This window comes from Streptomyces sp. NPDC096079 (genome assembly GCF_040303145.1).
GTDB lineage: Bacteria > Actinomycetota > Actinomycetes > Streptomycetales > Streptomycetaceae > Streptomyces.
In genome coordinates this window covers 484283-509934 of the sequence record NZ_JBEOST010000001.1, presented here as the reverse complement: position 1 = coordinate 509934, position 25652 = coordinate 484283, and the positions used below count along the sequence as shown (strand labels likewise).

27 protein-coding genes are annotated in these 25652 nt (G+C 73.2%); 15 read left to right on the top strand and 12 right to left on the bottom strand.

Features of this window, described 5'->3' with window-relative positions; genetic code table 11:
* Positions 1 to 10: 10 nt before the first annotated feature.
* The gene (gene tsaE, locus ABTY59_RS02355; protein ID WP_352017026.1) at positions 11 to 511 is read left to right on the top strand and encodes a tRNA (adenosine(37)-N6)-threonylcarbamoyltransferase complex ATPase subunit type 1 TsaE; all 501 of its coding nucleotides are present in this window, start codon (positions 11 to 13) and stop codon (positions 509 to 511) included.
* 110 nt (positions 512 to 621) lie between these two features.
* Positions 622 to 780: a hypothetical protein gene (locus tag ABTY59_RS02350; RefSeq protein ID WP_352017025.1), complete on the top strand. Its 159-nt coding sequence runs from the start codon at positions 622 to 624 to the stop codon at positions 778 to 780.
* Between the two features lie 36 nt (positions 781 to 816).
* Here the strand turns inward: ABTY59_RS02350 and ABTY59_RS02345 are convergent, their stop codons facing one another.
* Positions 817 to 1383, bottom strand: coding sequence for a hypothetical protein (locus ABTY59_RS02345; protein ID WP_352017024.1), 567 nt, complete (start codon positions 1381 to 1383; stop codon positions 817 to 819).
* A 95-nt stretch (positions 1384 to 1478) separates the two neighbouring features.
* On the opposite strand from ABTY59_RS02345, the gene tsaB reads away from it, so the two are divergent.
* The 7 genes from tsaB (at position 1479) to ABTY59_RS02310 (ending at position 6609) form a co-directional block, all read left to right on the top strand.
* Positions 1479 to 2135, top strand: a complete 657-nt coding sequence (tsaB, locus tag ABTY59_RS02340) for a tRNA (adenosine(37)-N6)-threonylcarbamoyltransferase complex dimerization subunit type 1 TsaB (RefSeq protein WP_352017023.1) — start codon at positions 1479 to 1481, stop codon at positions 2133 to 2135.
* A gap of 32 nt (positions 2136 to 2167) precedes the next feature.
* Positions 2168 to 2632, top strand: coding sequence for a ribosomal protein S18-alanine N-acetyltransferase (gene rimI, locus ABTY59_RS02335; RefSeq protein ID WP_352017302.1), 465 nt, complete (start codon positions 2168 to 2170; stop codon positions 2630 to 2632).
* Positions 2632 to 3729: a tRNA (adenosine(37)-N6)-threonylcarbamoyltransferase complex transferase subunit TsaD gene (gene tsaD, locus ABTY59_RS02330; RefSeq protein WP_352017022.1), complete on the top strand. Its 1098-nt coding sequence runs from the start codon at positions 2632 to 2634 to the stop codon at positions 3727 to 3729. Before rimI ends, tsaD begins: the two co-directional genes overlap by 1 nt.
* 11 nt (positions 3730 to 3740) lie before the next feature.
* On the top strand, positions 3741 to 3980 hold the full coding sequence (locus ABTY59_RS02325; RefSeq protein ID WP_352017301.1) for a hypothetical protein: 240 nt from the start codon (positions 3741 to 3743) through the stop codon (positions 3978 to 3980).
* A 46-nt stretch (positions 3981 to 4026) separates the two neighbouring features.
* Positions 4027 to 4890, top strand: a complete 864-nt coding sequence (locus tag ABTY59_RS02320) for a polysaccharide deacetylase family protein (protein WP_352017021.1) — start codon at positions 4027 to 4029, stop codon at positions 4888 to 4890.
* 98 nt (positions 4891 to 4988) lie between these two features.
* Positions 4989 to 5354, top strand: coding sequence for a YciI family protein (locus tag ABTY59_RS02315; protein ID WP_352017020.1), 366 nt, complete (start codon positions 4989 to 4991; stop codon positions 5352 to 5354).
* 61 nt (positions 5355 to 5415) lie between these two features.
* A complete protein-coding gene (locus ABTY59_RS02310; protein ID WP_469531898.1) occupies positions 5416 to 6609 on the top strand; it encodes an RNA polymerase sigma factor in 1194 nt (397 codons plus the stop codon).
* Between the two features lie 15 nt (positions 6610 to 6624).
* On the opposite strand, the gene ABTY59_RS02305 is transcribed toward ABTY59_RS02310, so the two are convergent.
* Genes ABTY59_RS02305 through ABTY59_RS02295 form a run of 3 tightly spaced genes read right to left on the bottom strand, consistent with a single transcriptional unit; the run spans position 6625 to position 9025 of the window.
* On the bottom strand, positions 6625 to 7176 hold the full coding sequence (locus ABTY59_RS02305) for a hypothetical protein (protein ID WP_352017018.1): 552 nt from the start codon (positions 7174 to 7176) through the stop codon (positions 6625 to 6627).
* Complete coding sequence (locus ABTY59_RS02300; RefSeq protein ID WP_352017017.1) at positions 7169 to 7816, bottom strand: hypothetical protein; 648 nt, start codon at positions 7814 to 7816, stop codon at positions 7169 to 7171. The genes ABTY59_RS02305 and ABTY59_RS02300 overlap by 8 nt, the downstream gene beginning before the upstream one ends.
* A 21-nt stretch (positions 7817 to 7837) precedes the next feature.
* On the bottom strand, positions 7838 to 9025 hold the full coding sequence (locus tag ABTY59_RS02295) for a THUMP-like domain-containing protein (protein WP_352017016.1): 1188 nt from the start codon (positions 9023 to 9025) through the stop codon (positions 7838 to 7840).
* A 100-nt stretch (positions 9026 to 9125) separates the two neighbouring features.
* Here ABTY59_RS02295 and ABTY59_RS02290 point away from each other — a divergent pair, with 100 nt between their 5' ends.
* The 4 genes from ABTY59_RS02290 (at position 9126) to groL (ending at position 12508) form a co-directional block, all read left to right on the top strand.
* Positions 9126 to 10070, top strand: coding sequence for a polysaccharide deacetylase family protein (locus ABTY59_RS02290; RefSeq protein WP_352017015.1), 945 nt, complete (start codon positions 9126 to 9128; stop codon positions 10068 to 10070).
* Positions 10067 to 10306 carry a hypothetical protein gene (locus ABTY59_RS02285; protein ID WP_352017014.1) on the top strand — a complete coding sequence of 80 codons (240 nt, stop codon included), beginning with the start codon at positions 10067 to 10069 and terminating at the stop codon, positions 10304 to 10306. Before ABTY59_RS02290 ends, ABTY59_RS02285 begins: the two co-directional genes overlap by 4 nt.
* Positions 10307 to 10452: 146 nt before the next feature.
* The gene (groES, locus tag ABTY59_RS02280) at positions 10453 to 10761 is read left to right on the top strand and encodes a co-chaperone GroES (protein ID WP_073810087.1); all 309 of its coding nucleotides are present in this window, start codon (positions 10453 to 10455) and stop codon (positions 10759 to 10761) included.
* A gap of 118 nt (positions 10762 to 10879) precedes the next feature.
* Complete coding sequence (gene groL, locus ABTY59_RS02275; RefSeq protein WP_352017013.1) at positions 10880 to 12508, top strand: chaperonin GroEL; 1629 nt, start codon at positions 10880 to 10882, stop codon at positions 12506 to 12508.
* A gap of 78 nt (positions 12509 to 12586) precedes the next feature.
* Here groL and ABTY59_RS02270 read toward each other — a convergent pair whose 3' ends face one another.
* Positions 12587 to 13285, bottom strand: a complete 699-nt coding sequence (locus ABTY59_RS02270; protein WP_352017012.1) for an ester cyclase — start codon at positions 13283 to 13285, stop codon at positions 12587 to 12589.
* Positions 13286 to 13331: 46 nt separating this feature from the next.
* Here ABTY59_RS02270 and ABTY59_RS02265 point away from each other — a divergent pair, with 46 nt between their 5' ends.
* Positions 13332 to 16760 (top strand): hypothetical protein, encoded by a 3429-nt coding sequence (locus tag ABTY59_RS02265; protein WP_352017011.1) that lies wholly within the window; start codon positions 13332 to 13334, stop codon positions 16758 to 16760.
* On the opposite strand, the gene ABTY59_RS02260 is transcribed toward ABTY59_RS02265, so the two are convergent.
* The 5 genes from ABTY59_RS02260 to ABTY59_RS02240 all read right to left on the bottom strand — a co-directional run bounded on the left by ABTY59_RS02260 (position 16737) and on the right by ABTY59_RS02240 (position 22084).
* The gene (locus ABTY59_RS02260; RefSeq protein ID WP_352017010.1) at positions 16737 to 17756 is read right to left on the bottom strand and encodes a hydroxyacid dehydrogenase; all 1020 of its coding nucleotides are present in this window, start codon (positions 17754 to 17756) and stop codon (positions 16737 to 16739) included. The genes ABTY59_RS02265 and ABTY59_RS02260 overlap by 24 nt on opposite strands.
* A 17-nt stretch (positions 17757 to 17773) precedes the next feature.
* Positions 17774 to 18625: a carbohydrate ABC transporter permease gene (locus tag ABTY59_RS02255; protein ID WP_352017009.1), complete on the bottom strand. Its 852-nt coding sequence runs from the start codon at positions 18623 to 18625 to the stop codon at positions 17774 to 17776.
* On the bottom strand, positions 18622 to 19566 hold the full coding sequence (locus ABTY59_RS02250) for a carbohydrate ABC transporter permease (protein ID WP_352017008.1): 945 nt from the start codon (positions 19564 to 19566) through the stop codon (positions 18622 to 18624). Before ABTY59_RS02250 ends, ABTY59_RS02255 begins: the two co-directional genes overlap by 4 nt.
* 4 nt (positions 19567 to 19570) lie before the next feature.
* Positions 19571 to 20887, bottom strand: a complete 1317-nt coding sequence (locus ABTY59_RS02245; protein WP_352017007.1) for an ABC transporter substrate-binding protein — start codon at positions 20885 to 20887, stop codon at positions 19571 to 19573.
* A gap of 102 nt (positions 20888 to 20989) precedes the next feature.
* Complete coding sequence (locus tag ABTY59_RS02240) at positions 20990 to 22084, bottom strand: substrate-binding domain-containing protein (RefSeq protein WP_352017006.1); 1095 nt, start codon at positions 22082 to 22084, stop codon at positions 20990 to 20992.
* A 243-nt stretch (positions 22085 to 22327) separates the two neighbouring features.
* Between ABTY59_RS02240 and ABTY59_RS02235 the strand changes: the two genes are divergently transcribed.
* Positions 22328 to 24151, top strand: a complete 1824-nt coding sequence (locus ABTY59_RS02235; RefSeq protein ID WP_352017005.1) for a DUF2264 domain-containing protein — start codon at positions 22328 to 22330, stop codon at positions 24149 to 24151.
* Positions 24152 to 24156: 5 nt separating this feature from the next.
* Here ABTY59_RS02235 and ABTY59_RS02230 read toward each other — a convergent pair whose 3' ends face one another.
* Together ABTY59_RS02230 and ABTY59_RS02225 are read right to left on the bottom strand one after the other, a co-directional pair.
* A complete protein-coding gene (locus ABTY59_RS02230; RefSeq protein WP_352017004.1) occupies positions 24157 to 24930 on the bottom strand; it encodes an SDR family NAD(P)-dependent oxidoreductase in 774 nt (257 codons plus the stop codon).
* A gap of 28 nt (positions 24931 to 24958) precedes the next feature.
* A complete protein-coding gene (locus ABTY59_RS02225) occupies positions 24959 to 25633 on the bottom strand; it encodes an MOSC domain-containing protein (RefSeq protein WP_352017003.1) in 675 nt (224 codons plus the stop codon).
* Positions 25634 to 25652 lie beyond the last annotated feature (19 nt).

The following is a 25652-nucleotide window of genomic DNA, read 5'->3' as shown; positions in this document are numbered from 1 at the left end:
GTTTGCCGGTATGGAAGCAGCGCACCCGCCCGTCTCCGGCGCCACACTCTCCGTCGACTCCCCGCAGCGGATGCAGGAGCTCGGCCGCCGGCTCGCCGAGGTCCTCCGCCCCGGCGACCTCGTCATGCTCACCGGCGAGCTCGGCGCCGGGAAGACCACCCTGACCCGCGGTCTCGGCGAGGGGCTCGGCGTCCGGGGCGCCGTCACCTCCCCGACCTTCGTCATCGCCCGCGTCCACCCCTCCCTGGTCGGCGGCCCCGCCCTGGTCCACGTCGACGCCTACCGCCTCGGCGGCGGTCTCGACGAGATGGAGGACCTCGACCTGGACGTCTCGCTGCCCGAGTCCGTCGTGGTCGTCGAGTGGGGTGACGGCAAGGTCGAGGAGCTGACCGACGACCGGCTGCACCTGCTCATCCACCGGGTGACCGGCGACACCGACGACGACCGGCGCACGGTCGTGCTGCGCGGGATCGGCGCGCGCTGGGCCGAGGAGGACCTGGCGCTGCTCTGAACGCACGTAGGTTCCGACAACGTGTCGGGAAGGTGTTGCGTGGGCCGCGGGCGCCGTGGTCACATGGATGCACGAGCTGGTTAGGTGCACCTAACCTACGGGAGGCATGCATGGCGACGCCCGAACGCGCGGAACCCGGCCGGGACCACGTCTCGATGAGTGAGCTGCTCGCGTCCTGCGCGGCGGCCCGGGCGCTGTCGACCCCGCCACCGGCCGAGCCCGAGGTGACGGACCCCGTGGACGTGCCCGTACGGGACGAAGCCGCCTAGGGCCTGTCTTTCGGATCAGGCCCTGGCGACGACGACCTAGGCGACGACGACGACCTTCGCGCCGATCACCGCGAACGTCCACAGCGCGTCGCCGTCGGCGCGCTTCATCCGGATGCCGCCGGTCTTCCGCGCCGGGTCCGGGGACGGCGTCGAGCCGTCCACCGCCGCGCTGAAGCCGATCGCCACGTCCTCGGCCGTCGCGAACCGCACCACGTGCTCGATCTGCACGCCGTCCGAACCCCGCACGGAGCCCGAGCGCGAGGTCACCCGGTACGCCCCCGGCGCCGGGTCGACCGTGCTCGGCCACACCGCGAACGTCCGGGTCGACTTCCCCTTGCCGTTCACCAGCCACACCCGGCGGTCGGTGAGCGAGTACACGACCCGCTCGCCGGTGCCCGAGGCCGCGGGGAGGGCGAGGGGGTTCCTGGCGGGCTGCTTCGGGCCGCCGCTCGGCGAGACCGAGGGGACGGTCGCGCCCGGCGTCCGCGGCTTCAACGACAGATCGGCGGGCGCGCTCGCCGAGGCCTGGTAGGCGAGGACGCCGACCGCGACGACGGCCGCCGCGGTGAGCCCGGCCACGAATCCCGAGCTGCTCCTTGCCACCGTGCCCACCTCTCGTACGAACGTATCGAGGGTGACGGTAGCAGCCGCCGCCCCGAGGTTCGGGGCACCGTGCCCGGGAGCCGTAGGCTGTTCGCGTGCTGTTGCTCGCCTTGGATACCGCCACCCCCGCCGTCACCGTCGCCCTCCACGACGGAGAGGCCGTCGTCGCCTCGTCGACCCAGGTCGACGCCCGCCGCCACGGGGAGCTGCTGCTGCCCGCCGTCGACCGGGTCCTCTCGGACGCCGGGCTGAAGCTCGACGCCGTCACCGGGATCGTCGTCGGCGTCGGCCCGGGTCCGTACACCGGGCTCCGGGTCGGCCTCGTCACCGCCGCGGCCTTCTCGTCCGCGCTCGGCGTGCCCGTGCACGGCCTGTGCACCCTCGACGGCCTCGCCTACGCCTCCGGGATCGACGAGCCCTTCGCCGTCGCGACGGACGCGCGCCGCAAGGAGGTCTACTGGGCGCGGTACGCGGACTCCCGCACCCGGGTGGGCGACGCGGCCGTCGACCGGCCCGCCGACATCGCCGAGTCCCTCGCCGGGCTCCCGGTCGTCGGGGCGGGCGCCCGCCTCTACCCCGAGGCCTTCCCGGACGCCCGTGACCCCGAGCACCAGTCGGCCGCCGCGCTCGCCGGTCTCGCCGCCGAGCGGCTCGCCGCCGGCGGGGACGGCTTCCTCGACCCGCTGCCGATGTACCTGCGCCGCCCCGACGCGCAGGTGCCGAAGAACTACAAGGTGGTCACCCCCCAGTGAGCGCCGCGACCCAGGCAGTCGTGCTGCGCGAGATGCGCTGGTGGGACATCGAGCCGGTGCTCGCGCTCGAAGCCGAGCTGTTCCCCGAGGACGCCTGGTCGGAGGGGATGTTCTGGTCGGAGCTCGCGCACGCCAGGGGACCCCGGGCCACCCGCCACTACGTGGTGGCCCAGGACCCGGACGACGACCGGATCGTCGGCTACGCAGGGCTGGCCGCCGCCGGCGGTCTCGGCGACGTGCAGACCATCGCCGTCTCCCGCGACCAGTGGGGCACGGGCCTCGGCGCCCGGCTCCTCACCGACCTGCTGAAGGAGGCCACCGCCTTCGAGTGCGAGGAGGTCCTCCTCGAAGTGCGCGTGGACAACACCCGGGCCCAGAAGCTCTACGAGCGCTTCGGCTTCGAGCCCATCGGTTTCCGGCGCGGCTACTACCAGCCGGGCAATGTCGACGCGCTCGTGATGCGACTGATCGTTCAAGGAACTGGGACTGAGATCTGATGGCTGCTGACGAACCGCTGGTACTCGGCATCGAGACCTCCTGCGACGAGACCGGCGTCGGCATCGTCCACGGGACCACCCTCCTCGCCGACGCCGTCGCCTCCAGCGTCGACACCCACGCCCGCTTCGGCGGCGTCGTCCCCGAGATCGCCTCCCGCGCCCACCTGGAGGCCATGGTCCCGACGATCGAGCGCGCCCTGAAGACGGCCGGGATCTCCGCGAAGGACCTCGACGGCATCGCCGTCACCGCCGGACCCGGTCTCGCGGGCGCCCTGCTCGTCGGCGTCTCCGCCGCGAAGGCGTACGCCTACGCCCTCGGCAAGCCGCTGTACGGCGTCAACCACCTGGCCTCGCACATCTGCGTCGACCAGCTGGAGCACGGCAAGCTGCCCGAGCCGACGATGGCCCTCCTCGTCTCCGGCGGGCACTCCTCGCTGCTGCTCTCCTCCGACATCACCTCCGACGTGCGGCCGATGGGCGCCACCATCGACGACGCGGCCGGCGAGGCCTTCGACAAGATCGCCCGCGTCCTCGACCTGGGCTTCCCCGGCGGACCGGTCATCGACCGGCTCGCCAAGGAGGGAGACCCGGCGGCGATCGCCTTCCCGCGCGGCCTCAGCGGCTCCCGCGACCCCGCCTACGACTTCTCCTTCTCCGGCCTCAAGACCGCCGTGGCCCGCTGGATCGAGGCCAAGCGGGCGGCCGGCGAGGACGTGCCCGTACGGGACGTGGCCGCGTCCTTCCAGGAGGCGGTCGTCGACGTCCTCACCCGCAAGGCCGTCCGGGCCTGCAAGGACGAGGGCGTCGACCACCTGATGATCGGCGGTGGCGTCGCCGCCAACTCGCGGCTGCGGGCCCTCGCCGAGGAGCGCTGCGAGCGCGCCGGGATCCGGCTGCGGGTGCCCCGGCCGGGCCTGTGCACGGACAACGGCGCGATGGTCGCGGCCCTCGGCTCCGAGATGGTCGCCCGCAACCGGCCGGCCTCGGACCTGGAGCTGTCGGCGGACTCGTCCCTGCCGGTGACGGACCCGCACGTGCCGGGAGCCCACCACCACGACCACGTGCACGAGGTCAGCAAGGAGAACCTGTACTCGTGAGGCTCACGCTCATGTGGGAGGCCAGGGCCGCCCGGGGCCGGGGCGCCGAGCTCCTGGAGTGGGCGCGCGCGCAGGTCCTGGCCCGTGAGCCGCTGCGCCGGGAGCTCTTCCGGGCGCCGCAGGACCGGGTCCTGGTCCTGACCTGGTGGGAGGCGGACGGCTTCGAGGACGAGCTGCCCGAGCTGCCGGAGCCGGACGCGGAGCTGATCACCCGTCCGGTCCACCGCTGGCGCTTCGAATCGGTCGAATAAGCGAGAACCGAGCAACCTTTCGACCGTCTGGGGCATCCCACAGCGCGTGAAGAAGACGATCGCGCTGTGGGCGGCCCTGACCGCCGCCGCCCTCCTGGTGACCGGCTGCACGGTCGGGGAACCCGCCGCCGCCGCTCCCGGCCCGGCGACGAAGACCCCGGCGACGACCGCCCCGGGGACGCCGCCGGCGGCGGGCCACGAGGCGCCCGGGGTCCGTGGGGCCGCCGCGGCCGCCGCGTACCGGAGATGGGGCCTGAAGCCCTTCGCCGCCCCGCCCGCCCCGCCCGCCGTGAAGCCCGTGGTCCGTCCGGCCGGCGGGCCGGTGCCCGTCATCAGCGAGATACCCACGCGCGAGAAGATCGTCTTCATCACGATCGACGACGGGGCCGAGAAGGACCCCGAGTTCGTCCGGATGATGAAGGACCTCCAGGTCCCCTTCACGATGTTCCTCACGGACGCGGCCATCCGCGCCGACTACCCGTACTTCGCGCCCCTGATCGCCCAGGGCCACGGCCTCGCCAACCACACCCTGACCCACCCCGACCTGCGCACCCTCGGCCCCGAGGCGCAGCGCCGGGAGATCTGCGGCCAGCAGACGCGGCTGAAGGAGCGCTACGGCACCACCCCGCGCCTCTTCCGGCCGCCCTACGGCAACTGGAACGAGGCCACGCGGGCGGCGGCGGGGGAGTGCGGGATCGACGCGATCGTGCTGTGGCGCGAGTCGATGCAGATCAAGAACATGCAGTACCAGCGCGGCGACCGGAAGCTGCGCCCGGGCGACATCATCCTGGCCCACTTCCGCGGCCCGTCCGAGCTCAAGGGCCGCACGATGACCGAGATGACGGCGACGATGCTGCGCCGGATACAGGAGCAGGGCTTCACCGTGGCCCGCCTGGAGGACTACGTCTGAGAACTTCTCCGGGCGCGGTGTCGATGCGGGCCCGGCCCGTTCGACGTATGTGTGGACGGCGGGGAACGGCCCCGCCCACCGCACACCGAGGAGTCGTCATGCCCCGCTTCCTGTCCCTCGTCCGCATCGAGGAGAACACCATCGACATGGAGAGCGCCGACCCCGGCTTCGAGCAGCGCATGGGCGCCCTCTTCGAGGAGATCACCAAGGCCGGGGCCATGGTGGACACGGCCGGTCTCAAGCCGACCGCCGAGGCCACCCGGATCACCTGGTCGGACGGGACGCTGTCGTTCACCGACGGCCCGTTCACCGAGACCAAGGAGGTCGTCGGCGGCTACGCGATGCTCCAGTGCAAGGACATGGCCGAGGCCGTCGAGTGGGGGAAGCGCTTCCTGGCCGTCCACCCGCCGCACTGGAAGGTCGGCCTTGAGGTCCGCGAGGTCGAGGAGATGCCGGAGGGCTGACCCGCCCTGTGCTGTCATGTGAGACGTGACGGTGGAGAGCACCCTTGAGACGGTCTTCCGGATGGAGTCGGCGCGGATCATCGCCACGGTGGCGCGGATCGTCAGGGACGTCGGCATCGCCGAGGAGATCGCCCAGGACGCGCTGGTCTCCGCCCTGGAGCAGTGGCCGCGGTCGGGGGTCCCGGAACGACCGGGCGCCTGGCTGACGGCCGCCGCGAAGCACCGCGCCGTCGACCTGGTGCGCCGCCGCGAGACGTACGCCAGGAAGCTCGCCGAGGTGGGCCGGACGCTCTCGGAGGAGTCGTACGACCCCGAGCCGTCCGGTCCGGGCGACATCGACGACGACGTCCTGCGGCTCGTCTTCACCGCCTGCCACCCGGTGCTCTCCGCCGACGCCCGCGCGGCGCTCACGCTGCGGCTCGTCGGCGGACTCCGGACGGACGAGATCGCCCGCGCGTTCCTGGTGCCGGAGGCGACGGTCGCGGCCCGGATCACCCGGGCCAAGCGGACGCTCGCGAGGGAGGGCGTGGAGTTCGAGGTGCCGTACGGGGAGGACCGGGCCGCCCGGCTCGGTTCCGTCCTCGAAGTCGTCTACCTGATCTTCAACGAGGGGTACGCGGCCACCGCCGGCGACGACCTGCTGCGGCCCGGCCTCTGCGAGGACGCGCTGCGGCTCGCCCGGGGCCTGGCCGCCCTGATGCCGGAGGAGAGCGAGGTGCACGGGCTCGCCGCGCTGCTGGAGCTCCAGGCCTCCCGGACGGCGGCGAGGACCGGGCCCGACGGGGAGCCGGTGCTCCTCGCCGACCAGAACCGGAGCCGCTGGAACCGGCTGCTCGTCCGGCGCGGGTTCGCCGCCCTGGAGCGGGCCGGGGACGGGCGCGCGTACGGGCCGTACGCCCTCCAGGCCGCGATCGCCGCCTGCCACGCGCGGGCCGGCTCCTACGGGGCCACGGACTGGGCGACCATCGCCGCGCTGTACGGCCGGCTGGGGGCCCTCGCGCCGTCCCCGGTGGTCGAGCTGAACCGCGCGGTCGCCGTGTCGATGACCGAGGGACCCGAGGCCGCCCTCCGGATCGTCGACGCCCTCGCCGCCGAACCGGCCCTGGCCCGCTACCACCTGCTGCCGAGCGTCCGCGGCGACCTGCTCGCCCGGCTCGGCCGCACGGCGGAGGCGCGGGCGGAGTTCACCCGCGCGGCCGGGCTCACGAGGAACGAGAGCGAACGGGCGCTGCTGCTGAGACGGGCCCGGTCGTAGGGTCTGTCCTGTCGATCAGCCCGCCCGCGCGGCGAGTGACCGGAGGAGTTCCCGCGCGGATCCCGTGTCGGGGTACGTGACCTCGTCGAGCGGGGGCGCGTGGAGGGCGGTCAGGTCGAGGGCGTCGGGGGCGAGGCCGCGCCAGTCGGTGCGGACGACGGTGGGCCGGCAGACGTGGTGCACGTACTCGCAGTCCGGGTCCACGGCTCGGAAGGTGAGTTCGAGCGTGCGCGGGTCCCGCCAGCGGACCAGGTCGATGCCCCGGCCGGGGTCGGTGAAGTCGACGCGGTGGCCGGTGTCGGCTTCGAGGAGGGTGAGGCCGCCCGCGCGGAGGTACTCGTCGCTGTTGTCGAGGCCGACGGCGAGGAGCGGCAGCGTGGGGTGGAAGGCGATCGGCTCGGCCTCCTCCGTGAAGGTCAGGAGGTGCGCGAGGGAGAGGTCGGCGGCGCGGTAGACGGCCACGCGGCTGTGGCGGTCCCAGCACGCGCTCGCGGCGATCCACCGCCCGTCGGCACTGACGACCGCCTGGTCGGCGCCGCCGAGCAGTTCGGCGAAGGGCTCAGTCATGGTGCTCCGTCAGGTGGGCGTAGGCCGTCCGGATCAGGACGTCCAGGGTCTCCGGGGTCGCCGTCGGGGCGAGGACGCCGAACGCCTCGGCGAAGGCCGGTGAGTCCGCGCGGAGGGTCCGCGCCTCCAGGGCCTGGGTGAGGCGCGGGATCAACTCGTCGAAGCAGTGGGGGTGCTCGGCGTCGACGAAGGCGCGCAGGCTCTCCTCGTACGAGCCGAACTCGCCGTCGTACGCCCAGCCGTCCAGGGACAGCAGCAGCGGGAACCGTGCCCGTACCTCCCACGCGGCCAGGGGCACCTCCTCGTAACGGGCGTCCCCCTCGCGGTCCGCGAGCCGCAGCAGCGTCGCGAGCCCGGTCATGAAGGCGGGCACGCCCTGCGCGCCCGCGGCCGTCCGCCAGCTGCTCCGGGCGGGCTCCGGGCAGCCGGCGAGGAACTCCTCGCTGAACGCGGTGGACAGGTAGTCCAGCTGGGAGGCGAGCCGCTGCGGGGTCTCCCGCCAGGCCGCGTCCCAGTGGTTCGGGCGCAGGATCCGCGCGAGGCGCAGGACCTCCCACTCCAGCGGGTCGGGCCCGGCGGCGAGCGTGGCGAGGTGCGCGAGCGGTCCGCCGGTGAACATGCCTTCCGGGTGCAGTGCCATGATCCCCCTGTCCGTGACGGTTCAGGACGCCGTCGCCGGGCGGCCGATCAGCATCGTCGGGGCGCCCGCGACCCGGGTGAGCAGCACGGTGGCGGCGTGGGGGCCCTTCGGCTTCACCCTGCGGCGGATCTCCTCCGGTTCGACCGCGGAGCCGCGCTTCTTCACCGTCAGGTTGCCGACCTCCCGCTCCCGCAGCAGGGCCTTCAACTTCTTCAGGTTGAAAGGCAGTTCGTCGGTGATCTCGTAGGCGGCAGCGTACGGGGTCGGGTGCAGCTCGTCCGCCGTGACGTACGCGATGGTCTCGTCGATCAGGCCTCCGCCGAGCTCCTCGGCGACCTCGGCGACGAGGTGCGCGCGGATGACGGCGCCGTCCGGCTCGTAGAGGTAGCGGCCGACCGGGCGGACCGCCGGGTCGGGCAGGCCCCGGCCCAGGAGGCTCGCGCCGGAGGGCAGCAGGGTGGCCCGGCGCGCGCCCGGCTCCGTACCGAACCAGAGCACGGCCTCCTTCACGTCCCCGCCGTCCGAGATCCACTCGGCCTCGGCCTCCTCGGGCACCGCCTCGTGCGGGATGCCCGGGGCGATCTTGAGCGCCGCGCGCGGGGCCTTGCGGGCCGCCTCGATCGCCCAGGACAGCGGCGGGGAGTACGCCTCGGGGTCGAAGATCCTGCCCCGGCCGCCGCGCCGCGCCGGGTCGACGAAGACCGCGTCGTACGGGCTGGTGTCGATCGCGGTCACGTCCGCGCAGCGCACCTCGATCAGCTCCGCGAGGCCGAGCGCCGCCGCGTTCGCCCGGACCGTCTCGGCGGTGAGCGGGTCCCGGTCGACGGCGAGGACGGAGATCCCGGCGCGGGCGAGGGCGATCGCGTCGCCGCCGATCCCGGAGCAGAGGTCCGCGACGCTGCCGACGCCGAGCGCCTTCAGCCGGGCCGCCCGGTAGGTGCCGACGGAGGCGCGGGTCGACTGCTCGACGCCGTGGGGCGTGAAGTACATCCGGTACGCGTCCTCGGCGCCGAACTTCGCCACCGCCCGCTGCCGCAGCCGGGCCTGGCCGAGGGCCGCGCCGACCAGCTCGGCGGGGTGGTCGCGGCGCAGCCGGGAGGCGACCGCCAGCTCCTGGGCGGGGTCGTAGTCGCGCAGGGCGGCGAGGAGCGTCTGTCCCTCGGGGGCGAGCAGGGCGGCGAAGGAGGCGAGGTCGGTCACCCGTCCCATTCTGGGCCCTGCGGGCCTGTGGGCCGGCCGGGGGACGGTGGGGGCGGTACGGCGGTGTCGCGGCCCGGAAGGGGGGTGCGCGCTGACAGGATGCGGCGCCATGCAGCTCGTACGACAAAAGGACTGGATGATGGCAAAAGGTGTGCACCGCTCCCGTCGGACGCTCGGGGCGGCGCTCGCCGTGGCCGCCCTCGCCTCCGCCGCCACGGCCTGCTCCGGCGGCGCCGAACCCCCGCGCGGCGCCCCCGCCCCCGCCGCCGGACAGCAGGCCCAGGGCGCGGCCGGCGCCCTGAACGCGTACGTAGAGAAGGTCCGCGCCCAGCGGGCCGCCCGCGTGCTCGCCGCCAGGAAGTGGGGCCTCGCCAAACCCCCGCTCGAAGCGCCCGCCCCGCCCGCCGTCAAACCGAAGATCACCACCCGCAAGGGCTTCGAGACCGACGGCGAAGGCCTCCCGCCCGTCTTCACCACCGTGCCGACCAAGCAGAAGGTCGTCTTCCTGACGATCGACGACGGCGCGGAGAAGGACCCCCGGCTGCTGAAGATGATGAACGAGCTGCGCATCCCCTACAGCGCGTTCCTCAGCGACTACGTCGTCAACGACGACTACGGCTACTTCGCGAAGATGCAGAAGTCGCAGCCCTCCGGCATCTCCCTGCACAACCACACGCTCCACCACCGCTACCTGCCCGCGCTCTCGTACGGCGAGCAGAAGCGCGAGATCTGCGGCATGCAGGACATCATCCAGAAGCAGTTCGGCAAGCGGCCCCGGCTCTTCCGGCCCCCGTACGGCAACTACAACGAGGACACCCTGCGCGCCGCGCGGTCCTGCGGCGTCAAGGCGGTCCCGCTCTGGGCCGCCGAGGCCTTCCCCGACCACATGGAGTGGCGCGAGTGGGACCGGGACCTGCACCCCGGCGACATCGTCCTCACCCACTTCCGCGGCAAGGAGGACTGGAAGGGCACCATGCCCGACATGATCCGCCGGGTGATGAACGTGATCACGTCCAAGGGGTACGCGGTCGCCAAGCTCGAGGACTACGTGTGAGGCGCGTCGCCGCCCTCGCCGTGACCGGCGCGCTGCTCGCCCTCCCGGCCTGCGCCTCCTCCGTCGACCCGATCGAGCGGCTCGGCCGGAAGGCGGCGGAGCGGGTGAGCCCCCGGCCCGCGCCGGCCCCGGAGGAGCGGGTGGCGGTCCGCGCGAGGAGCTGCGAGGAGGAGCGGGACGCCCGCCGGGTCACGCCACAGGGCGATGAATTGGCACTCCGCTTGACCGAGTGCTAATCGCGGTCATAGTCTCGGCTCTGGCACTCCCCACCGGAGAGTGCCAACACAGCGACGGGCAGGTCCGGCACCCGCGACGACGGATCCACCTGGTCGCCACCTCAGACAGTTAACCCCGTGAGATCTCCGAAGGGGGAGGTCGGATCGTGACGACCACCAGCTCCAAGGTTGCCATCAAGCCGCTCGAGGACCGCATTGTGGTCCAGCCGCTCGACGCCGAGCAGACCACCGCCTCTGGCCTGGTCATTCCGGACACCGCCAAGGAGAAGCCCCAGGAGGGCGTCGTCCTGGCCGTGGGCCCGGGCCGCTTCGAGAACGGCGAGCGTCTGCCGCTCGACGTCCAGACCGGCGACATCGTGCTGTACAGCAAGTACGGCGGCACCGAGGTGAAGTACAACGGCGAGGAGTACCTCGTCCTCTCGGCTCGCGACGTGCTCGCGATCGTCGAGAAGTAATTCACCGAAGTAACCGAAGTATCTGAAGCAGATGCTTGAGCTGCGCCCCTTGACCCCCCACCGGGCGTCGGGGGGCGCGGTTCGTTCCACCCCATTCCGAGAGGGCTGAACCGCTCCCATGGCGAAGATCCTGAAGTTCGACGAGGACGCCCGTCGCGCCCTTGAGCGCGGCGTCAACAAGCTTGCCGACACGGTGAAGGTGACGATCGGCCCCAAGGGTCGCAACGTCGTCATCGACAAGAAGTTCGGCGCCCCCACCATCACCAACGACGGTGTCACGATCGCCCGCGAGGTCGAGATCGAGGACCCGTACGAGAACCTCGGCGCCCAGCTCGTGAAGGAGGTGGCGACCAAGACCAACGACATCGCGGGTGACGGCACCACCACCGCCACCGTGCTCGCCCAGGCCCTGGTCCGCGAGGGTCTGCGCAACGTCGCCGCCGGCGCCTCCCCGGCCGCCCTGAAGAAGGGCATCGACGCCGCCGTCAAGGCCGTCTCCGAGGAGCTGCTCGCCACCGCGCGCCCGATCGAGGACAAGTCCGACATCGCCGCCGTCGCCGCGCTCTCCGCGCAGGACCAGCAGGTCGGCGAGCTCATCGCCGAGGCGATGGACAAGGTCGGCAAGGACGGTGTCATCACCGTCGAGGAGTCCAACACCTTCGGTCTGGAGCTCGACTTCACCGAGGGCATGGCCTTCGACAAGGGCTACCTGTCCCCGTACATGGTGACCGACCAGGAGCGCATGGAGGCCGTCCTCGACGACCCGTACATCCTGATCAACCAGGGCAAGATCTCCTCGATCCAGGACCTGCTGCCCATCCTGGAGAAGGTCATCCAGGCCGGCGCCAGCAAGCCGCTCCTGATCATCGCCGAGGACGTCGAGGGCGAGGCCCTCTCCACCCTCGTCGTCAACAAGATCCGTGGCACCTTCAACGCCGTGGCCGTCAAGGCCCCCGGCTTCGGCGACCGCCGCAAGGCGATGCTCGGCGACATGGCCACCCTCACCGGTGCCACCGTCATCGCCGAGGAGGTCGGCCTCAAGCTCGACCAGGCCGGTCTGGACGTGCTGGGCACCGCCCGCCGCGTGACCATCTCCAAGGACTCCACCACCATCGTCGACGGTGGCGGCAACGCCGAGGACATCGCGGGCCGCGTCGGCCAGATCAAGGCCGAGATCGAGTCCACGGACTCCGACTGGGACCGCGAGAAGCTCCAGGAGCGCCTCGCGAAGCTCGCCGGCGGCGTCTGCGTCATCAAGGTCGGCGCGGCCACCGAGGTCGAGCTCAAGGAGAAGAAGCACCGTCTGGAGGACGCCATCTCCGCGACCCGCGCCGCGGTCGAGGAGGGCATCGTCTCCGGTGGTGGCTCCGCGCTCGTCCACGCCGTCAAGGTCCTCGAGGGCAACCTCGACAAGACCGGCGACGAGGCCACCGGTGTCGCGGTCGTCCGCCGCGCCGCCGTCGAGCCGCTGCGCTGGATCGCCGAGAACGCCGGCCTCGAGGGCTACGTCATCACCTCGAAGGTGGCGGAGCTCGACAAGGGCCAGGGCTTCAACGCCGCGACCGGCGAGTACGGCGACCTGGTCAAGGCCGGCGTCATCGACCCGGTGAAGGTGACGCGCTCCGCCCTGGAGAACGCCGCCTCGATCGCCTCCCTCCTCCTCACCACCGAGACCCTCGTGGTGGAGAAGAAGGAAGAGGAGCCGGCGGACCACGGCCACGGCCACGGTCACGGCCACTCCCACTGAGGCCAGTAGCGCACAACCGAGGCCCGGTGCCCCCGTCGCGGGGGCACCGGGCCTCGGTGCTGTCCGACCCGGTCCCGCTCAGGCCTCCACGGCCCCGAGCTTCCCCATCAGACCGAGCAGGTCGTACTGCCACCAGCCCTCGACGGCCTTGCCGTCCTCCCGGAACCGCTGGACGAGCATCCCCGTCATGCTCACCTCCATCCCGGTGGGCTGCAGCCCCATGAAGTCGCCGACGTGCGTGCCGTTCCAGGTCCAGCGGGTGCAGACCCGGTCGCCGTCGGCGATCTGGTCCTCGACGGTGAAGGTGAAGTCGAACGCGGCCCGCCACATCTCGGCCTCGCGCCGCACGGCGTCCATGCCGATCGAGTCGCTCGGACTGGTCGGATCGTGATCGTGGTACCCCTCGGCGAGCACCTCGTCGAGCGGCGGAAGCTCCCCCGCGGTCGAGACCAGCTCGAAGAACCGGCGGGAGGCCGCCTTGTACATCTGCTCGTCCCGCACCACGTCCAGATCGGTGAAGGTCGGCATCTCGTCACAGAGAGCCACCATCTCCCGGAAGATCCGGTCGGTCTCGGGGAGCTGGGAATTCCGCATGGCCACGTCGTACGAGGGGAACTCGACGATCTCCACGACGTGCGAGGCGTCGGAACGGTCCTTGCCCACGATGCTGTGCGTCGCGGTCCGCTTCCCCTTCGTCTGCTCGACCCACCGGTCCATGAGCCGGCTCAGGTCCTCGACCCGGCTCGTCTTGCAGTCGATGATCTGCACGAAAGTCATGACGCCTCCCGACCCAGGTAGGACCTTTCCAGTCTAGGTTGGGCGCATGATGCGGGCAGGGGGAGAGAGGCCGGTCACGGTCGACAACGGAGCGGGCGTCGTCGTCGTCGGCGACGGCAACCGGGTCGGCGTCGGCCCGGACGCGACGGTCCGGTCCGCGTACCTCGAACAGGTCCGGCGCATCGCCCCTCCGGAACTCGTCGGACGCGAGGACGAACTCGCGGAACTGGCCGCCTTCTGCCTCACCGGCGACGGACACCGGTGGTGGCGCGCGGACGCCTGGGCAGGCAAGACGGCACTCATGGCCTGGTTCGTCCTCCACCCTCCCACCGGGGTGCGGATCGTCTCCTTCTTCGTCACGGCCCGCCTCGGCTCCCAGAACGACGTCTCCGCGTACGTCGACGTCGTCCTGGAGCAGCTCGCGGAACTGGCGGGCGAAGGGCTGCCCGCGCATCTGACGACCGCCACCCGTGAAGCCCATCTGTTCCGTCTGTACGGCGACGCCGCCCGCGCCTGCGCGGCCCGCGGCGAGCGGCTGGTCCTGCTGGTCGACGGCCTGGACGAGGACCGGGGGGTGACGACCGGGCCGGAGGCGCGCTCGATCGCGAGCCTGCTCCCGGGGACCGGACGCGTCATCGTCTCCGGACGCCTGAACCCGCCGCTCCCGGCGGACGTACCGGCGGACCACCCGCTGCGGGACGCGCGCACCGTGCGGATCCTCCCCCCGTCGCCCCGGGCCCGCGCGATCCGGGCGGACGCGGAGCGCGAGCTCAAGCACCTCCTCGCGGCGGGCGGCCTCCCCTGCGAACTCCTGGGCCTGGTCACCGTCTCGGGCGGCGGACTGACGGCGGACGACCTGGCCGAACTGACCGGGGACGTCCCCTACCGGGTGCGCGACCTGCTGCGCACCGGACCCGGGCGCACGTTCGCCCTGCGCGGCGAGGGATATCTCCTCGCCCACGAGGAACTGGTCGTACAGGCAAGGGAGATGCTGGGCCCGCGCGAGCAGGGGAGGTGGCGCGCACTCCTCGTCGGCTGGGCGGAGGGCCAGCGGGAGCGCGGGTGGCCGGCGGACCCGCCGGCTTACCTGCTGCACGGCCTGTTCCCCATGCTGCGCGCGGCCGGCGACGCCGATGCCATGGTGACCTGCGCGCTCGACGCGACCCGCCACGACCGGCTGCTCGCGGCCACCGGCGGCGACGGGGCGGCCCTCGCCGAGATCGCGGCGGCAGGGGAGGCCCTGCTCGCCCGAGGAGATCGCCCCGCCCTGGTCACCGCACTGCTACGGCTCGCCCTGCGCCGGGCCGCACTCCGGGACCGCAACGGCCAGGTGCCCGCCGAACTCCCCGCCGCCTGGGCCGAGCTGGGCGAGCCGGACCGCGCGTCGGCACTCGCGCGCGGACTCGAACCGGCGAACCGGATCCGGGCGCTGTGCGCGCTCGCCGAACTGCTCCACGCCGACGGCCGGGACCGACGGGCCCGCGCACTCCTGGACGAGGCGGACTCCCTCGCCCGCGCGGAACTCCGCACCCAGGAACGCCCCTTCGCGCTCTGGGCCGTCGGCGACTCCTGGCTGGCGCTGGGCGACGGGGACCGGGCGGAGCAGGTCATGCACGCGCTGTCCGGGGCGATCCTGCGCCGCCGTCCCCTGCTCGCCCTCGTCGACTTCTGGTGCCGCGCGGGCGAGTTCCGGCGCGCGCGGGACGCGGTGCGCGAGGTCCGGGAGCCACGGACGCGCGCCCTCGGCCACGCCGCTCTCTGCGGGGCGCTCGCCGCCGCGGACCGGGTGCCCGAGGCGCTCGCCCTCGCCCGGACCGAGCACGACGTCGGACGGGCCCTCGCCCTGCTGCGGATCGCGGAGGCCGTACGGGAGCGCGGGACGGACACGGGGGAGGGAGCCGGACCGCCGGGGGAGGCCGCCGACCGGCTCGTCGACGAGGCGCTTCCGACCGTCGAGCGTGAGGCACCGTCCGGCGGCAGCGAACTCGCCGCCGAGCTGATCACCGCCCTCGTGGCGGCCGGCGCCGCCGACCGCGCCGAGACCCTTGCGATCGAACCGGGGGCCTCACGCCACGGAGAGACCATGCGCCTGGCCCTGGTCAAGGCGCTGGCGCGGCGGGGTGACCCGGACCGGGCGGAGCGGCTGCTCGGCACGCTCGGCTCGGAGAGCGGCCGGAGCCACGCCCGCGCCGTCCTCGTCGAGACCTGGGCGGAGCGGGACGCCGTCGAACGGATCGGGCCCGTGCTGGCGGGGCTCACCGACCGGTTCAGCCGCCCCCGCGCCGTGCGCGCGGCGATCGGCGCCCTCGTGCGCGCCGGACGGGTGGCGGAGGCCGAGTCTCTGGCGGCGCACGAGAAGGAGGTGGCCGATCCGCGGGGGTCGGCCCTGAAGGTCCACCTCGTCCGCGCCCTCACCGGGGCGGGGCACCGCGAGCGGGCCGCCGCCCTCCTCGCCCGGGTGGAGGAGGCGAGCCGCGCGCCCCGGCGGGAGGAGGCCGCGCCCGTACTGGCGGCCGTGGCGGAATCGCTGGCCCTGGCGGGACACCTCGCCGAGGCCCGGCGGTTCACGGAGCGGCTGGAGGCGGGGACGGACCGGGAGCCGCACCTGCTCGCGGTCGTCCGGGGCCTCCTCGCGACGGGCCGTCTCGCCGAGGCCGCGCGGCAGGCCGCGGGAGCCCGCGCCAACCAGCGGGAGTACCTGGTCGGGCTGGTCGCCCGCGCCCGGGCGGCCGCGGGACCCGCCGAGCTGGCGGAGGAACTCCGGCGGCCGACCGTGTCGCGGGGCTGCGTCCGGCTCGTCGGCGACGGGGCGCCGCGGCCCCTGCTGCCCGCTCCCGAGGCGGGAGTCCCGGTCGCCGAGGTGGAGGCACGGGCCGCCCGCGTCCTGCGACTGCTGGCGGAGGGCCGGACCGAGGAAGCGGGCGACGGACTGGAGCGGGCGGTGGCCGCCGCGCGTGGCGCCCTGCGGTACACGGCGGTGCCGCTGCCCGCCGTGGTGCGGGCGCAGACGGCGCTGGGCCGGGCGGACGAGGCCGCCGAGCTGCTGGCCGAGGCGTCGGGGTACCTGCGGCCGGCCGACGGGCGCCGCGAGGTGGGGTTCGTCGCGCACGCGTTCGTCGCCGCCGGGCGGTACGGGGAGGCCGAGGCGCTCGTGGCGGAGGCGACCGAGGACCTCACCGAGGAGACCGCCGAGCTGCGGCTCGGCCTCGCGGAGGTCCTGGCCCGGGCCGGTGAGCACGGGCGCGCCGAGGCCCTTCTCGACGGTCTCGCGCGGGCCGGTCTCGCGCGGGCGGGTGCGTACGCGGTGCTGGCCCTGGAGCATCCCGATCCGGTGAGGGCACGCGAGGTCACCGCGCTCGCGCTGCACGTCGGCCCCTGGCACGAGGCGCTGCCCGCCGTGCTGCGGTGCGCGCCCGACGCCCTTCCCGCGGTCCTCGCCGAGGCCGAGCGGCTACGCCGAGCGCTGGAGGTCTGACGCCCGGACCTCCTCCGCGAACGGCTCGCCGAGGGCGTAGCGCGCCACCTCATCCAGGGCCTGGTCCGCCATGCGGTGGAGTTCGTTGCCCAGGGAGCCGGCCACGTGGGGGGTGAGGAGGACGTTCGGGAGGGTGTACAGGGGGGAGTCCGGGGGCGGGAGTTCCGGGTCCGTCACGTCGAGGATCGCGTGGAGGCGGCCCGTGAGGAGGTGGGGGAGGAGTGCCTGTTCGTCGATCAGTGAGCCTCGGGCCGTGTTGATCAGGGTCGTGCCGTCCGGCATCGCCGCCAGTTGTGCCGCTCCGATCATGCGGTGGGTGGAGGGGAGTTGGGGGGCGTGGACCGAGACGACCGTGCTGCGGGCGCAGAGTTCGTCGAGGCCGACGAGTTCCACGCCGGGCGGCGGGGTCGTCACGTACGGGTCGTACAGCAGGATGTCGACGTCGAAGGGGCGCAGCAGCTCCACGACGCGGCGGCCGATGCGGGAGGCGCCGACGATGCCGACGGTGCGGCGGTAGTTGCCCCACGGGGTGGATTCCGTGAGCCAGGTGTCGTCGGTGCGGAGTTCGGCGTACCGCTGGGCGGAGCGGAGGACCCGCTTCCCGGCGAAGAGGATCGCGGCGAGGGTGTACTCGGCGACCGGCAGCGCGTTGGCGGCGGCGGCCGAGGTGACGCGGAGGCCCCGCTCCCAGCAGGCGTCGGTGATGTGGTGCTTGACGGAGCCGGCCGCGTGGACGACGGCGCGGAGCCGGGGCGCGCGGTCGAGGACTTCGGCGGTGAGCGGGGTCGCTCCCCAGCAGGTGAGGAGGATCTCGGCCTCGGCGAGGGCGGCGGCGACCCGCCGGTCGGGTGCGGCGAGGTCGTGGGCGACGAGGTGGGGGTCGGTGCGCGTGAGGCGGGCGAGGCGGGTGCGGTGGGCTTCCGTGAGGAGGCGGTCGTCCACTCCGGGGCCCATGGCGAGGAGGAGGGAGGGGCGGTTGTCAGTGGTCGGGTGCATCGTTGTACCTGTGCTCCTCATTTGACGCTGCCGGCCGTCAGACCGGCCTTCCAGTGGCGCTGGAGGGAGACGAAGGCGACGACGAGGGGGACGACGGCGAGCAGGGATCCGGTGACGACGAGGGGGTAGTAGTCGGGTTCGGCGTGGGCGTTGCTGTTCCACGCGTACAGGCCGAGGCTCACGGGGAAGAGCTTCTGGTCCGAGAGCATCACCAGGGGGAGGAAGAAGTTGTTCCAGACGGCGGTGAACTGGAAGAGGAAGACGGTCACGAAGCCGGGCATGACCATGCGCAGGCCGATGGACCAGAAGACCCGCATCTCGCCGGCCCCGTCGATACGGGCGGCCTCCAGGGCCTCGTCGGGGATGTAGCCGGCGCAGAAGACCCGGGAGAGGTAGACGCCGAAGGGGTTGACGAGGACGGGGATCAGGACGGCCCAGTAGGTGTTGACGATGCCGACCTCGCTGGCGAGGAGGTACATCGGCAGGGCGAGCGCGGTGGTGGGGACGAGCACGCCCAGGAGGACGAGGCCGAAGAGCTTCTCCTTGCCCCGGAAGTCGTAGACGTGGAAGGCGTATCCGGCGGCGACGCTGACCAGCGAGCAGGCGAGGGCGCCGAGGCCCGCGTAGAGGAGGCTGTTGGCGTACCAGTGGAAGTAGATGCCGTCGCTGTGGTCGGCGAGCCGGGAGAGGTTGCCGCCGAGGTCGAAGCCCTCGAAGGAGAAGGCGTCTCCGGCGAGGAGGCCTCCGGCGTCCTTGGTGGCGGCGGTGAGCAGCCAGACCAGCGGGAAGAGCATGTAGACGACGGCGAGGACGAGGGCGCCGTTGACCGCGGCCTGGGAGAGCCATCGGTTCGGGGAGCGGGTGCTCATGCCGTCTGCTCCTTCCGGACCGGGGCGGGCTTCGGGGCCGGGGCCTGCTTCGGTGCCGTGCCGGCCTTGCGGCGGCCGGTGAGGCGGGTCACCGCGAAGGAGAGCAGCGCCGCGGTCAGGGCGAGGAGTACGGAGGCGGCGGCGGCGAGTCCGTAGTCGTTGCGGTCGAAGGCCGCGGTGTAGGCGTACATGTTCGGCGTCCAGGTGGAGGTGACGGCGGAGCCGGTGCCCTTGTTGAGGATGAGCGGTTCGGTGAAGAGCTGGAGGGAGCCGATGATCGTGAAGAGTCCGACCATGGCCAGCGAGGCCTTGACGAGCGGGATCTTGATGGCGAAGGCGATCCGCCAGGCGCCGGCGCCGTCGACGGTGGCCGCTTCGATGACGGAGCGGTCGATGGCCTGGAGGGCGGCGTAGAAGATGACCATGTTGTAGCCGAGCCATTCCCACAGGGCGATGTTGACGACGGACGGCAGGGTGCCCTCGGGGGAGAAGAAGTCGAAGCCGATGCCTCCGGCGTCCATGGCCTGCACGACGGGGCTGAGCTGGGGCGTGTAGAGGTAGACCCAGATCAGGGCGGCGATGATGCCGGGGACGGCGTGCGGCAGGAAGAGCGCGAGCTGGAAGAAGCGGCGGGCGCGGGCGAGCGCCGAGTCGAGCAGGAGGGCGAGGCCGAGGGCCCCGGCGAGCAGCAGCGGGATGTAGAGCAGGCAGTATCCGAGCAGGACGCCGAAGCCCTCCAGGAAGGCCCGGTCACCCAGCGCCGCGGTGTAGTTGTCGAGGCCGGTGAAGACGGTCTCGGTGCCGCCGAAGCCCAGTCCGGACTGCTTCTCGGTGAAGAGGCTGAGCCAGACCGCGTATCCGATCGGCACCACCATCACCGCGGTGAACAGGACGAAGAAGGGGGTCAGCAGGAGCGTGGCGGCGCGGGTGCGGGCCTTCATCGGGTCAGCCCTCGACCTTCAGACCGCGCTTGGTGAGCTCGGCGACGGTGGCGTCGTGGCCGGCCTTGACGGCGTCGGCGATCCCGGGTCCGCCCGGGGCGATCTTGCCGAACCGGTCCTTGATGGCGGTGTTGGTGGTGCCGGTGCTCGGGCCCCAGGCCCAGTGCGGGTTGATGGAGGCGCCGGAGGCCTCGAAGAGGGCGTAGATGTCCTGGCCGCCGTAGAAGCTCGCGTCGAAGGCCTTCTTGGCGACGGGGCGGAGGGAGGCGGCGGCGGGGAAGGCGCTGGAGGTGCCGGAGGCGATGCGGGCCTTGATGCCGGCCTCGGTGGTGGACATCCACTCGGCGAAGGTGACGGCCGCCGCCTTCTGCTTGCTGTCCTTGGTCACGGCGAAGGAGGTGCCGCCGAGCATGCCGCTGGCGGGCTTGCCGTCCCAGGTGGGGATGGGCGCGACGGCCCACTTGCCGCCCATCTCGGGCACGTTGCCCTTGAGGACGCCCGCGCCCCAGGAGGCGCCGAGGTAGCCGATGGTGGTGCCGTTCTTGAGGGAGCCGACCCATTCGGGGCTGAAGGAGGCGTCCTTCTGGACGAGGTCGGCGTCGAGGAGGCCCTGCCAGTAGGCGGTGACCTTGGTGGTGGCCGGGTCGGTGGTGTTCACCTTCCAGGTGTCGTTCTCGGCCTTGAACCACTGGGCGCCGGCCTGCCAGGCCATGGCCTCGAAGGTGGTCGGGTCGTCGGGGAAGAAGGTGGCGATGCGGGCCTTGGCGTCGGCCTTCTTGACCTGCTCGGCGGCCTTCTTGAACGCGTCCCAGGTGGTGGGGACCGGGATCTTGTACTGAGCGAAGAGGTCCTTGCGGTAGAAGAAGGCCTGCGGGGCGGCGTCGAAGGGGACGGCCCAGGACTTCCCGCCGAGGGTGGTCAGTTCGACGGACTGCGGGAGGAGCTTGGCGCGGTCGGCTTCGGTGAACTGCTCGCCGATGTCCTGGAGGGCGCCGGAGCTCACGAACTCGGGGAGCGAGGAGTACTCGATGGAGACCAGGTCGGGGGCGTTGCCCGCCTTCACGGCGTTGGAGATCTTGGCGTAGCCGCCGGCGGTGCCGGACGGGATCTCCTCGAACTTCACCTGGATGTCGGTGTGGGAGGCGTTGAAGGCGTCGACGACGTCCTTGGAGCCCTTGGCCCAGCCCCAGAAGGTGAGGGTCACGGGCCCGTTCGGCTTGCTTGCGGTGTCGTCACCGCCGCCGCCGCAGGCCGTGAGGACGGCCAGGGCGGTGGCGGTGCCGGCTATGGCGCGGGACGTTCTGCTCCAGGTACGGGTCACGGCACGGCTCCTGAGGGCGGGGCGGCTGGGTGGTTGTGGCCGTGATCCTGTGACCGTTCATGACCGAAGTCAAGAGCGAAAGATTGATTGATCGAAAAAAGATCAAACAGTTGGTGTCGTGCCCGCCCCGCACGAGGCCCGCACCCGGAGCCGCGGCAGCAGGCTCAGATGGCGCCGCGCGGAGTCCTCGTCGGGGCCCTCCGTCAGCCGCTCCACCAGGAGTTCCGTGGCGTGCCGCCCCACCTGCCGCTTCGGCGGGGCGACCGCCGTCAGCGGGGTGTCGGCGAGTGCGGCGACCTCGTCGTCGTACGCGATGAGGGCCAGTTCCTGCGGCACCCGCACGCCGAGCTCGGCCAGGCGCTGCACGATCTCGATCGCGTCCACGTCGTTGTGCACCAGGGCCGCGCTCGCCAGGCCCGAGCCGACGGCCTCGTGCAGCGCCCGCACGGCCCGCTCGAAGCCCTCCGGGTCCGCCTCGGCCGGTACGGAGTCGATGACCGGGCGCGGTTCCTTCAGGCCGAGCGTGCCCAGCGCCTCGGCGTAGCCCGCGCGCACCGCGAGGGCGGTCGGGGAGTCCCCGCGGGCCACGAGCAGCGGCGTCGCGTGGCCGAGGGCGAGCAGGTGGCGCAGGGCGAGCAGCACCCCGTGCGCGTGGTCGGAGGCGACCCGGTCCAGGCCGTCGAGGGGGCTGCCGGGCTCGGCGCGGCGCTCCAGGAGGACGGCGGGGACGGGCAGCTCGGCCAGCCAGTCCCCGTACGCGAGCCGGTCCTCGGGGCCCCGCCAGCCGGGTGCGACGAGGACGCCCTCGGCGCCCGCCGCGAGGAGCCCCTCGGTGCGGGCGCGGTCCTCCTCGGGCCGGTAGTCGGAGATCCGCAGGACGAGCCGCGCCCCGGCGCGCGCCGCCGCCTCGTGCGCCCCCCGGATGACCTCGGCGAAGTAGTACGTGGCGGACGGGGCGAGCAGGCCGAGCACCAGGCCCTCGCCGGAGCGCCCGCCGGGGGCGCCCTGCCGCCGGGGCCAGGACACCTGGCCGTGCACCCGGTCGAGCAGGCCCCGGCCGGCCAGGACCTCGACGTCGCGGCGGGCGGTGACGGGGGAGACCCCGAGGCGCTCGGCCAGCTCGGAGACGCGGGCGGTGCCGCGCTCGCGCACCAGGGCCAGCAGTCGGTCGTGTCGTTCGGCAGCACTCTCGCGCACGGCGCGGTTCCCCCTCGCGGTGGTGGTGGTCCGTCGTCCCCAGGGTGGGCCCGGCGGGCCGGGGCCGCCCACCCTAACCCAGAAATGATCGAACGACGGGAGTTTCGATCATTCGCTCCGATTCCCTTGACGATCGATCGGAGTCTGTTCAGGATTCCGGGCGACGCAGACGTCACCGCACGGAGCCCCAGGAGCATCATGCGGGCGACGCAGACGTCACCGCACGGAGCCCCAGGGAGCATCATGCCCACGCCGCCCGAGAACCGTGAGCTCAGCCCGTACACAGGCTGGACCCGCGCCCACTGGGAGGCCATCGCCGACCGACTCCTCCTGGACGTGCGCCCGTTCGCCTCGCCCCGCCACGGCCTCATCGACCTCCCCGGACCCCGCCCCAGCTGGTCCGGACCCCGCTCCGACGGCCTGGAGGGCTGGGCCCGCACCTTCCTCCTCGCCGCCCTCCGCGTCACCGGCGCCCACGGCGAGGACCCGCACGGCCACCTCGACCGGTACGCCGAAGGGCTCGCCGCCGGCACCGAGCGGCCGGGACGCGAGGACCGGGACTCCTGGCCGCCGATGGCCGGCACCCGCCAGGCGGTCGTCGAGTCCGCCTCGGTCGCCCTCGGCCTCCGCCTCACCCGCCCCTGGCTCTGGGACCGCCTCGACGACCGCACCCGGCAGCGGACCGCCGACTGGCTCCTGCCCGCCCTCGACCCGTCCCCCGTCGACAACAACTGGTGGCTCTTCGGCCTCACCGTCGCCGGCTTCCTCCAGGACGCCGGGATCGAGACCGACCGCGCCGCCGCCACCATCGACCGCTCCCTCGCCCGCATCGAGGACTGGTACCTCGGCGACGGCTGGTACAGCGACGGCGACAACCGCGCCTTCGACCACTACAACGCCTGGGCCCTGCACTTCTACCCCGTCCTCCACGCCCACCTCGCCGGCGACGAGGACCTCCTCGACCGGTACGGCCCCCGGCTGCGCGCCCACCTCGACACGTACGCGCACCTCTTCGACGCGAACGGCTCCCCCCTCCCGTACGGGCGGTCCCTGATCTACCGCTTCGCCGCGGCCGCCGCCCCCTGGCTCGGCACCCTCACCGGCCACACCCCGCTCACCCCCGGCGCCACCCGCCGCCTCGCCTCCGGGACCCTCCGGTACTTCGACCGCCGAGGGGCCACCGACGAGCGGGGTCTCCTCACCCTCGGCTGGCACGGTCCCCACCCGCCGCTCGTCCAGGAGTACTCGGGGCCCGGCTCCCCCTACTGGGCGGCCAAGGGTTTCCTCGGCCTGCTCCTGCCCGCGGACCACCCCGCCTGGACCGCCCGCGAGGAACCCCTGCCCGCCGAGCGCGCCGACACCGTCCTGGCCGTCGCCCCCGCCGGGCTGCTCGTCCAGACCACCGCCGCCGACGGGCTCGTACGCCTCCACAACCACGGCAGCAACCACGTCGGGAGCGCGCCGGGCACGCGGGACGACCCCGGCTACGCCCGCCACGCCTACTCCACCCGTACGGGACCCACTACGGGAACGGCCGTGGCCGACAACCACTTCGCGCTGCTCGTCGACGGGAAGGCCACCACCCGGGGCCCCGCCACCCCGCTCGCCACCGGCCCCGACCGGGCCGTCTCCCTGCACCACCCGCTGCCCGGCGTCCGGGTCCTGTCCGCGACCCTGGTCCACGGCCGGGCCGAGCTCCGCGCCCACCTCGTCCTCGGCGCCCCCGAAGGGACCCCCGTACGGCAGACCGGCTGGGCCGTCACCCCGGACGGCCCGCACGCCCAGCTCCACCCGGTCCACGGCTACCGGCCCGAGGTCCTCGAACTCCCCACCGGGCGGACCCTCCAGGGCCCCGGGACCCGCACCCTCGCCCTCCACGGCAGCACCCGCGGACCCGCCACGCTCTTCGTGGCCCTCGCCTCCCTGACCGCCGAACCCGACCCCGCCCCCGCGCCGGACCTCGCGCACGTCCGGGTCACGGGACCCCGCGCGCTCACCGTCACCTGGCGGAACGGCACCACCGCATACCTCGATCTCGACGAGCCCGGAGAACCGTCCCCCTCGTGACAGGGCTACTTCGGCCCGTACTTGCGGCCCGCCTTGGAGGAGACCCCGCCGAGCAGGCCGCGCGGCGCCAGCTTCACCACACCCATGAGGGCCTTGTAGCGGGGGTCCGGGATCGACAGCGTCCGCCCCCGGTCCAGGTCGGTCAGCGCCGCCGCCACCAGCTTGTCCGCGTCGAGCCACATCCAGCCCGGGATGTTGTCCGTGCCCATCCCGGCCCGCTCGTGGAACTCGGTCCGCACGAAGCCGGGGCAGAGCGCCATCATCCGCACCCCGCTGCCCGCGAGGTCCCGCGCCGCGCCCTGGGTGAACTGCACGACCCACGCCTTCGAGGCGCCGTAGGTGCCGCGGGGCAGGAAGGCCGCCACCGACGCCACGTTCACCACGGCGCCCCGGTGACGGCCCTTCATGGAGGCGGCGGCCGCCGAGGTCAGCCGCAGCACCGCCTCGCAGTGCACCGTCAGCATCTTCAGCTCGTCGGCCATGGAGACCTCGAGGAAACGGCCCTTGTTGCCGAAGCCCGCGTTGTTCACGAGCATGTCCACCGGCTGCTTCGGATCCGAGAGCCGCGCCTCGACGGCGGCGATGCCCTTCTCCTCGGAGAGGTCCGCCGCGAGCACCTCGGCCTCCACGCCGTGCCGGTCGTGCAGCTCGGTCGCCTGCTCCCGGAGCCGCTTCACGTCCCTCGCCACGAGCACGATGTCGTGGCCGTCCGCCGCCAGTCTCCGTGCGAAGGCGGCCCCGATGCCCGCGGTGGCTCCCGTAATCAGTGCAGTCGTCATACGGGCAACCTAGTGCCCCGCCCCGGAGCTACGCCTTGGCGTACTTCTCCGTGTACTGGCGGGCCAGCGCGAGGAGTCCCGACTCCATCCACTCGGCGGCGGCCAACGTGTCGGGCAGCAGGGCGCGTTCGGTGGTCGCGGCGCGGTGGAGCAGCGCCACGGTGACGGCGTGGTCCGGCCGGTGCAGCACCGTGATCGGGTCGCCGGCCCGCACCTCGCCCGGCACGATCACCCGCAGCAGCGCGCCCGGACCGGCCTCGGACCGGGTGAACCGCTTCACCCAGCCCTTCTCCTCGACGAAGCCCGCGAAGGTGCGGCACGGGATGCGGCCGCCGGTGACCTCCAGGACCACCTCCTCGCCGATCCGCCACCGCTCGCCGATCAGGGCCCCGTTCACGTCGAGGCCCCGGGTGGTGAGGTTCTCGCCGAAGGAGCCGTTGGCCAGCTCGCGTCCGAGCTCCTCCTCCCACAGGTCCATGTCCTCACGGGCGAAGGCGTACGCGGCCCGGTCGTCGCCGCCGTGGAAGCGCAGGTCGCAGACGGAGTCGCCGGCGACGCCGCTCGCCCCGACGCCGGGCGCGCCCGGCGCCTCGATCCGTACGGGCCCGTCCACGGGACGCTTGTCGATGCCCGTCATCCCCGAGGCGGCGTCCGTGTACTCCACGGCCCTGGCACGGCCCACATTCACACTCAGCAAGGTCATGTGGGCACCTTACGGGCGC

Excerpts from the sequence above, each read along its gene's own strand:
- ABTY59_RS02260 (WP_352017010.1), bottom strand. The coding sequence starts at position 17,756 with ATGCACCCGACCACTGACAACCGCCCCTCCCTCCTCCTCGCCATGGGC.
- groL (WP_352017013.1), top strand. The coding sequence starts at position 10,880 with ATGGCGAAGATCCTGAAGTTCGACGAGGACGCCCGTCGCGCCCTTGAG.
- ABTY59_RS02325 (WP_352017301.1), top strand. The coding sequence starts at position 3,741 with ATGTGGGAGGCCAGGGCCGCCCGGGGCCGGGGCGCCGAGCTCCTGGAG.
- ABTY59_RS02230 (WP_352017004.1), bottom strand. The coding sequence starts at position 24,930 with ATGACGACTGCACTGATTACGGGAGCCACCGCGGGCATCGGGGCCGCC.
- tsaE (WP_352017026.1), top strand. The coding sequence starts at position 11 with ATGGAAGCAGCGCACCCGCCCGTCTCCGGCGCCACACTCTCCGTCGAC.
- ABTY59_RS02265 (WP_352017011.1), top strand. The coding sequence starts at position 13,332 with ATGATGCGGGCAGGGGGAGAGAGGCCGGTCACGGTCGACAACGGAGCG.
- tsaD (WP_352017022.1), top strand. The coding sequence starts at position 2,632 with ATGGCTGCTGACGAACCGCTGGTACTCGGCATCGAGACCTCCTGCGAC.
- ABTY59_RS02310 (WP_469531898.1), top strand. The coding sequence starts at position 5,416 with ATGGAGTCGGCGCGGATCATCGCCACGGTGGCGCGGATCGTCAGGGAC.
- ABTY59_RS02225 (WP_352017003.1), bottom strand. The coding sequence starts at position 25,633 with ATGACCTTGCTGAGTGTGAATGTGGGCCGTGCCAGGGCCGTGGAGTAC.
- ABTY59_RS02290 (WP_352017015.1), top strand. The coding sequence starts at position 9,126 with ATGCAGCTCGTACGACAAAAGGACTGGATGATGGCAAAAGGTGTGCAC.
- ABTY59_RS02315 (WP_352017020.1), top strand. The coding sequence starts at position 4,989 with ATGCCCCGCTTCCTGTCCCTCGTCCGCATCGAGGAGAACACCATCGAC.
- ABTY59_RS02350 (WP_352017025.1), top strand. The coding sequence starts at position 622 with ATGGCGACGCCCGAACGCGCGGAACCCGGCCGGGACCACGTCTCGATG.
- ABTY59_RS02300 (WP_352017017.1), bottom strand. The coding sequence starts at position 7,816 with ATGGCACTGCACCCGGAAGGCATGTTCACCGGCGGACCGCTCGCGCAC.
- ABTY59_RS02295 (WP_352017016.1), bottom strand. The coding sequence starts at position 9,025 with ATGGGACGGGTGACCGACCTCGCCTCCTTCGCCGCCCTGCTCGCCCCC.
- ABTY59_RS02270 (WP_352017012.1), bottom strand. The coding sequence starts at position 13,285 with ATGACTTTCGTGCAGATCATCGACTGCAAGACGAGCCGGGTCGAGGAC.
- ABTY59_RS02250 (WP_352017008.1), bottom strand. The coding sequence starts at position 19,566 with ATGAAGGCCCGCACCCGCGCCGCCACGCTCCTGCTGACCCCCTTCTTC.
- rimI (WP_352017302.1), top strand. The coding sequence starts at position 2,168 with ATGCGCTGGTGGGACATCGAGCCGGTGCTCGCGCTCGAAGCCGAGCTG.
- ABTY59_RS02255 (WP_352017009.1), bottom strand. The coding sequence starts at position 18,625 with ATGAGCACCCGCTCCCCGAACCGATGGCTCTCCCAGGCCGCGGTCAAC.
- ABTY59_RS02305 (WP_352017018.1), bottom strand. The coding sequence starts at position 7,176 with ATGACTGAGCCCTTCGCCGAACTGCTCGGCGGCGCCGACCAGGCGGTC.
- ABTY59_RS02235 (WP_352017005.1), top strand. The coding sequence starts at position 22,328 with ATGCCCACGCCGCCCGAGAACCGTGAGCTCAGCCCGTACACAGGCTGG.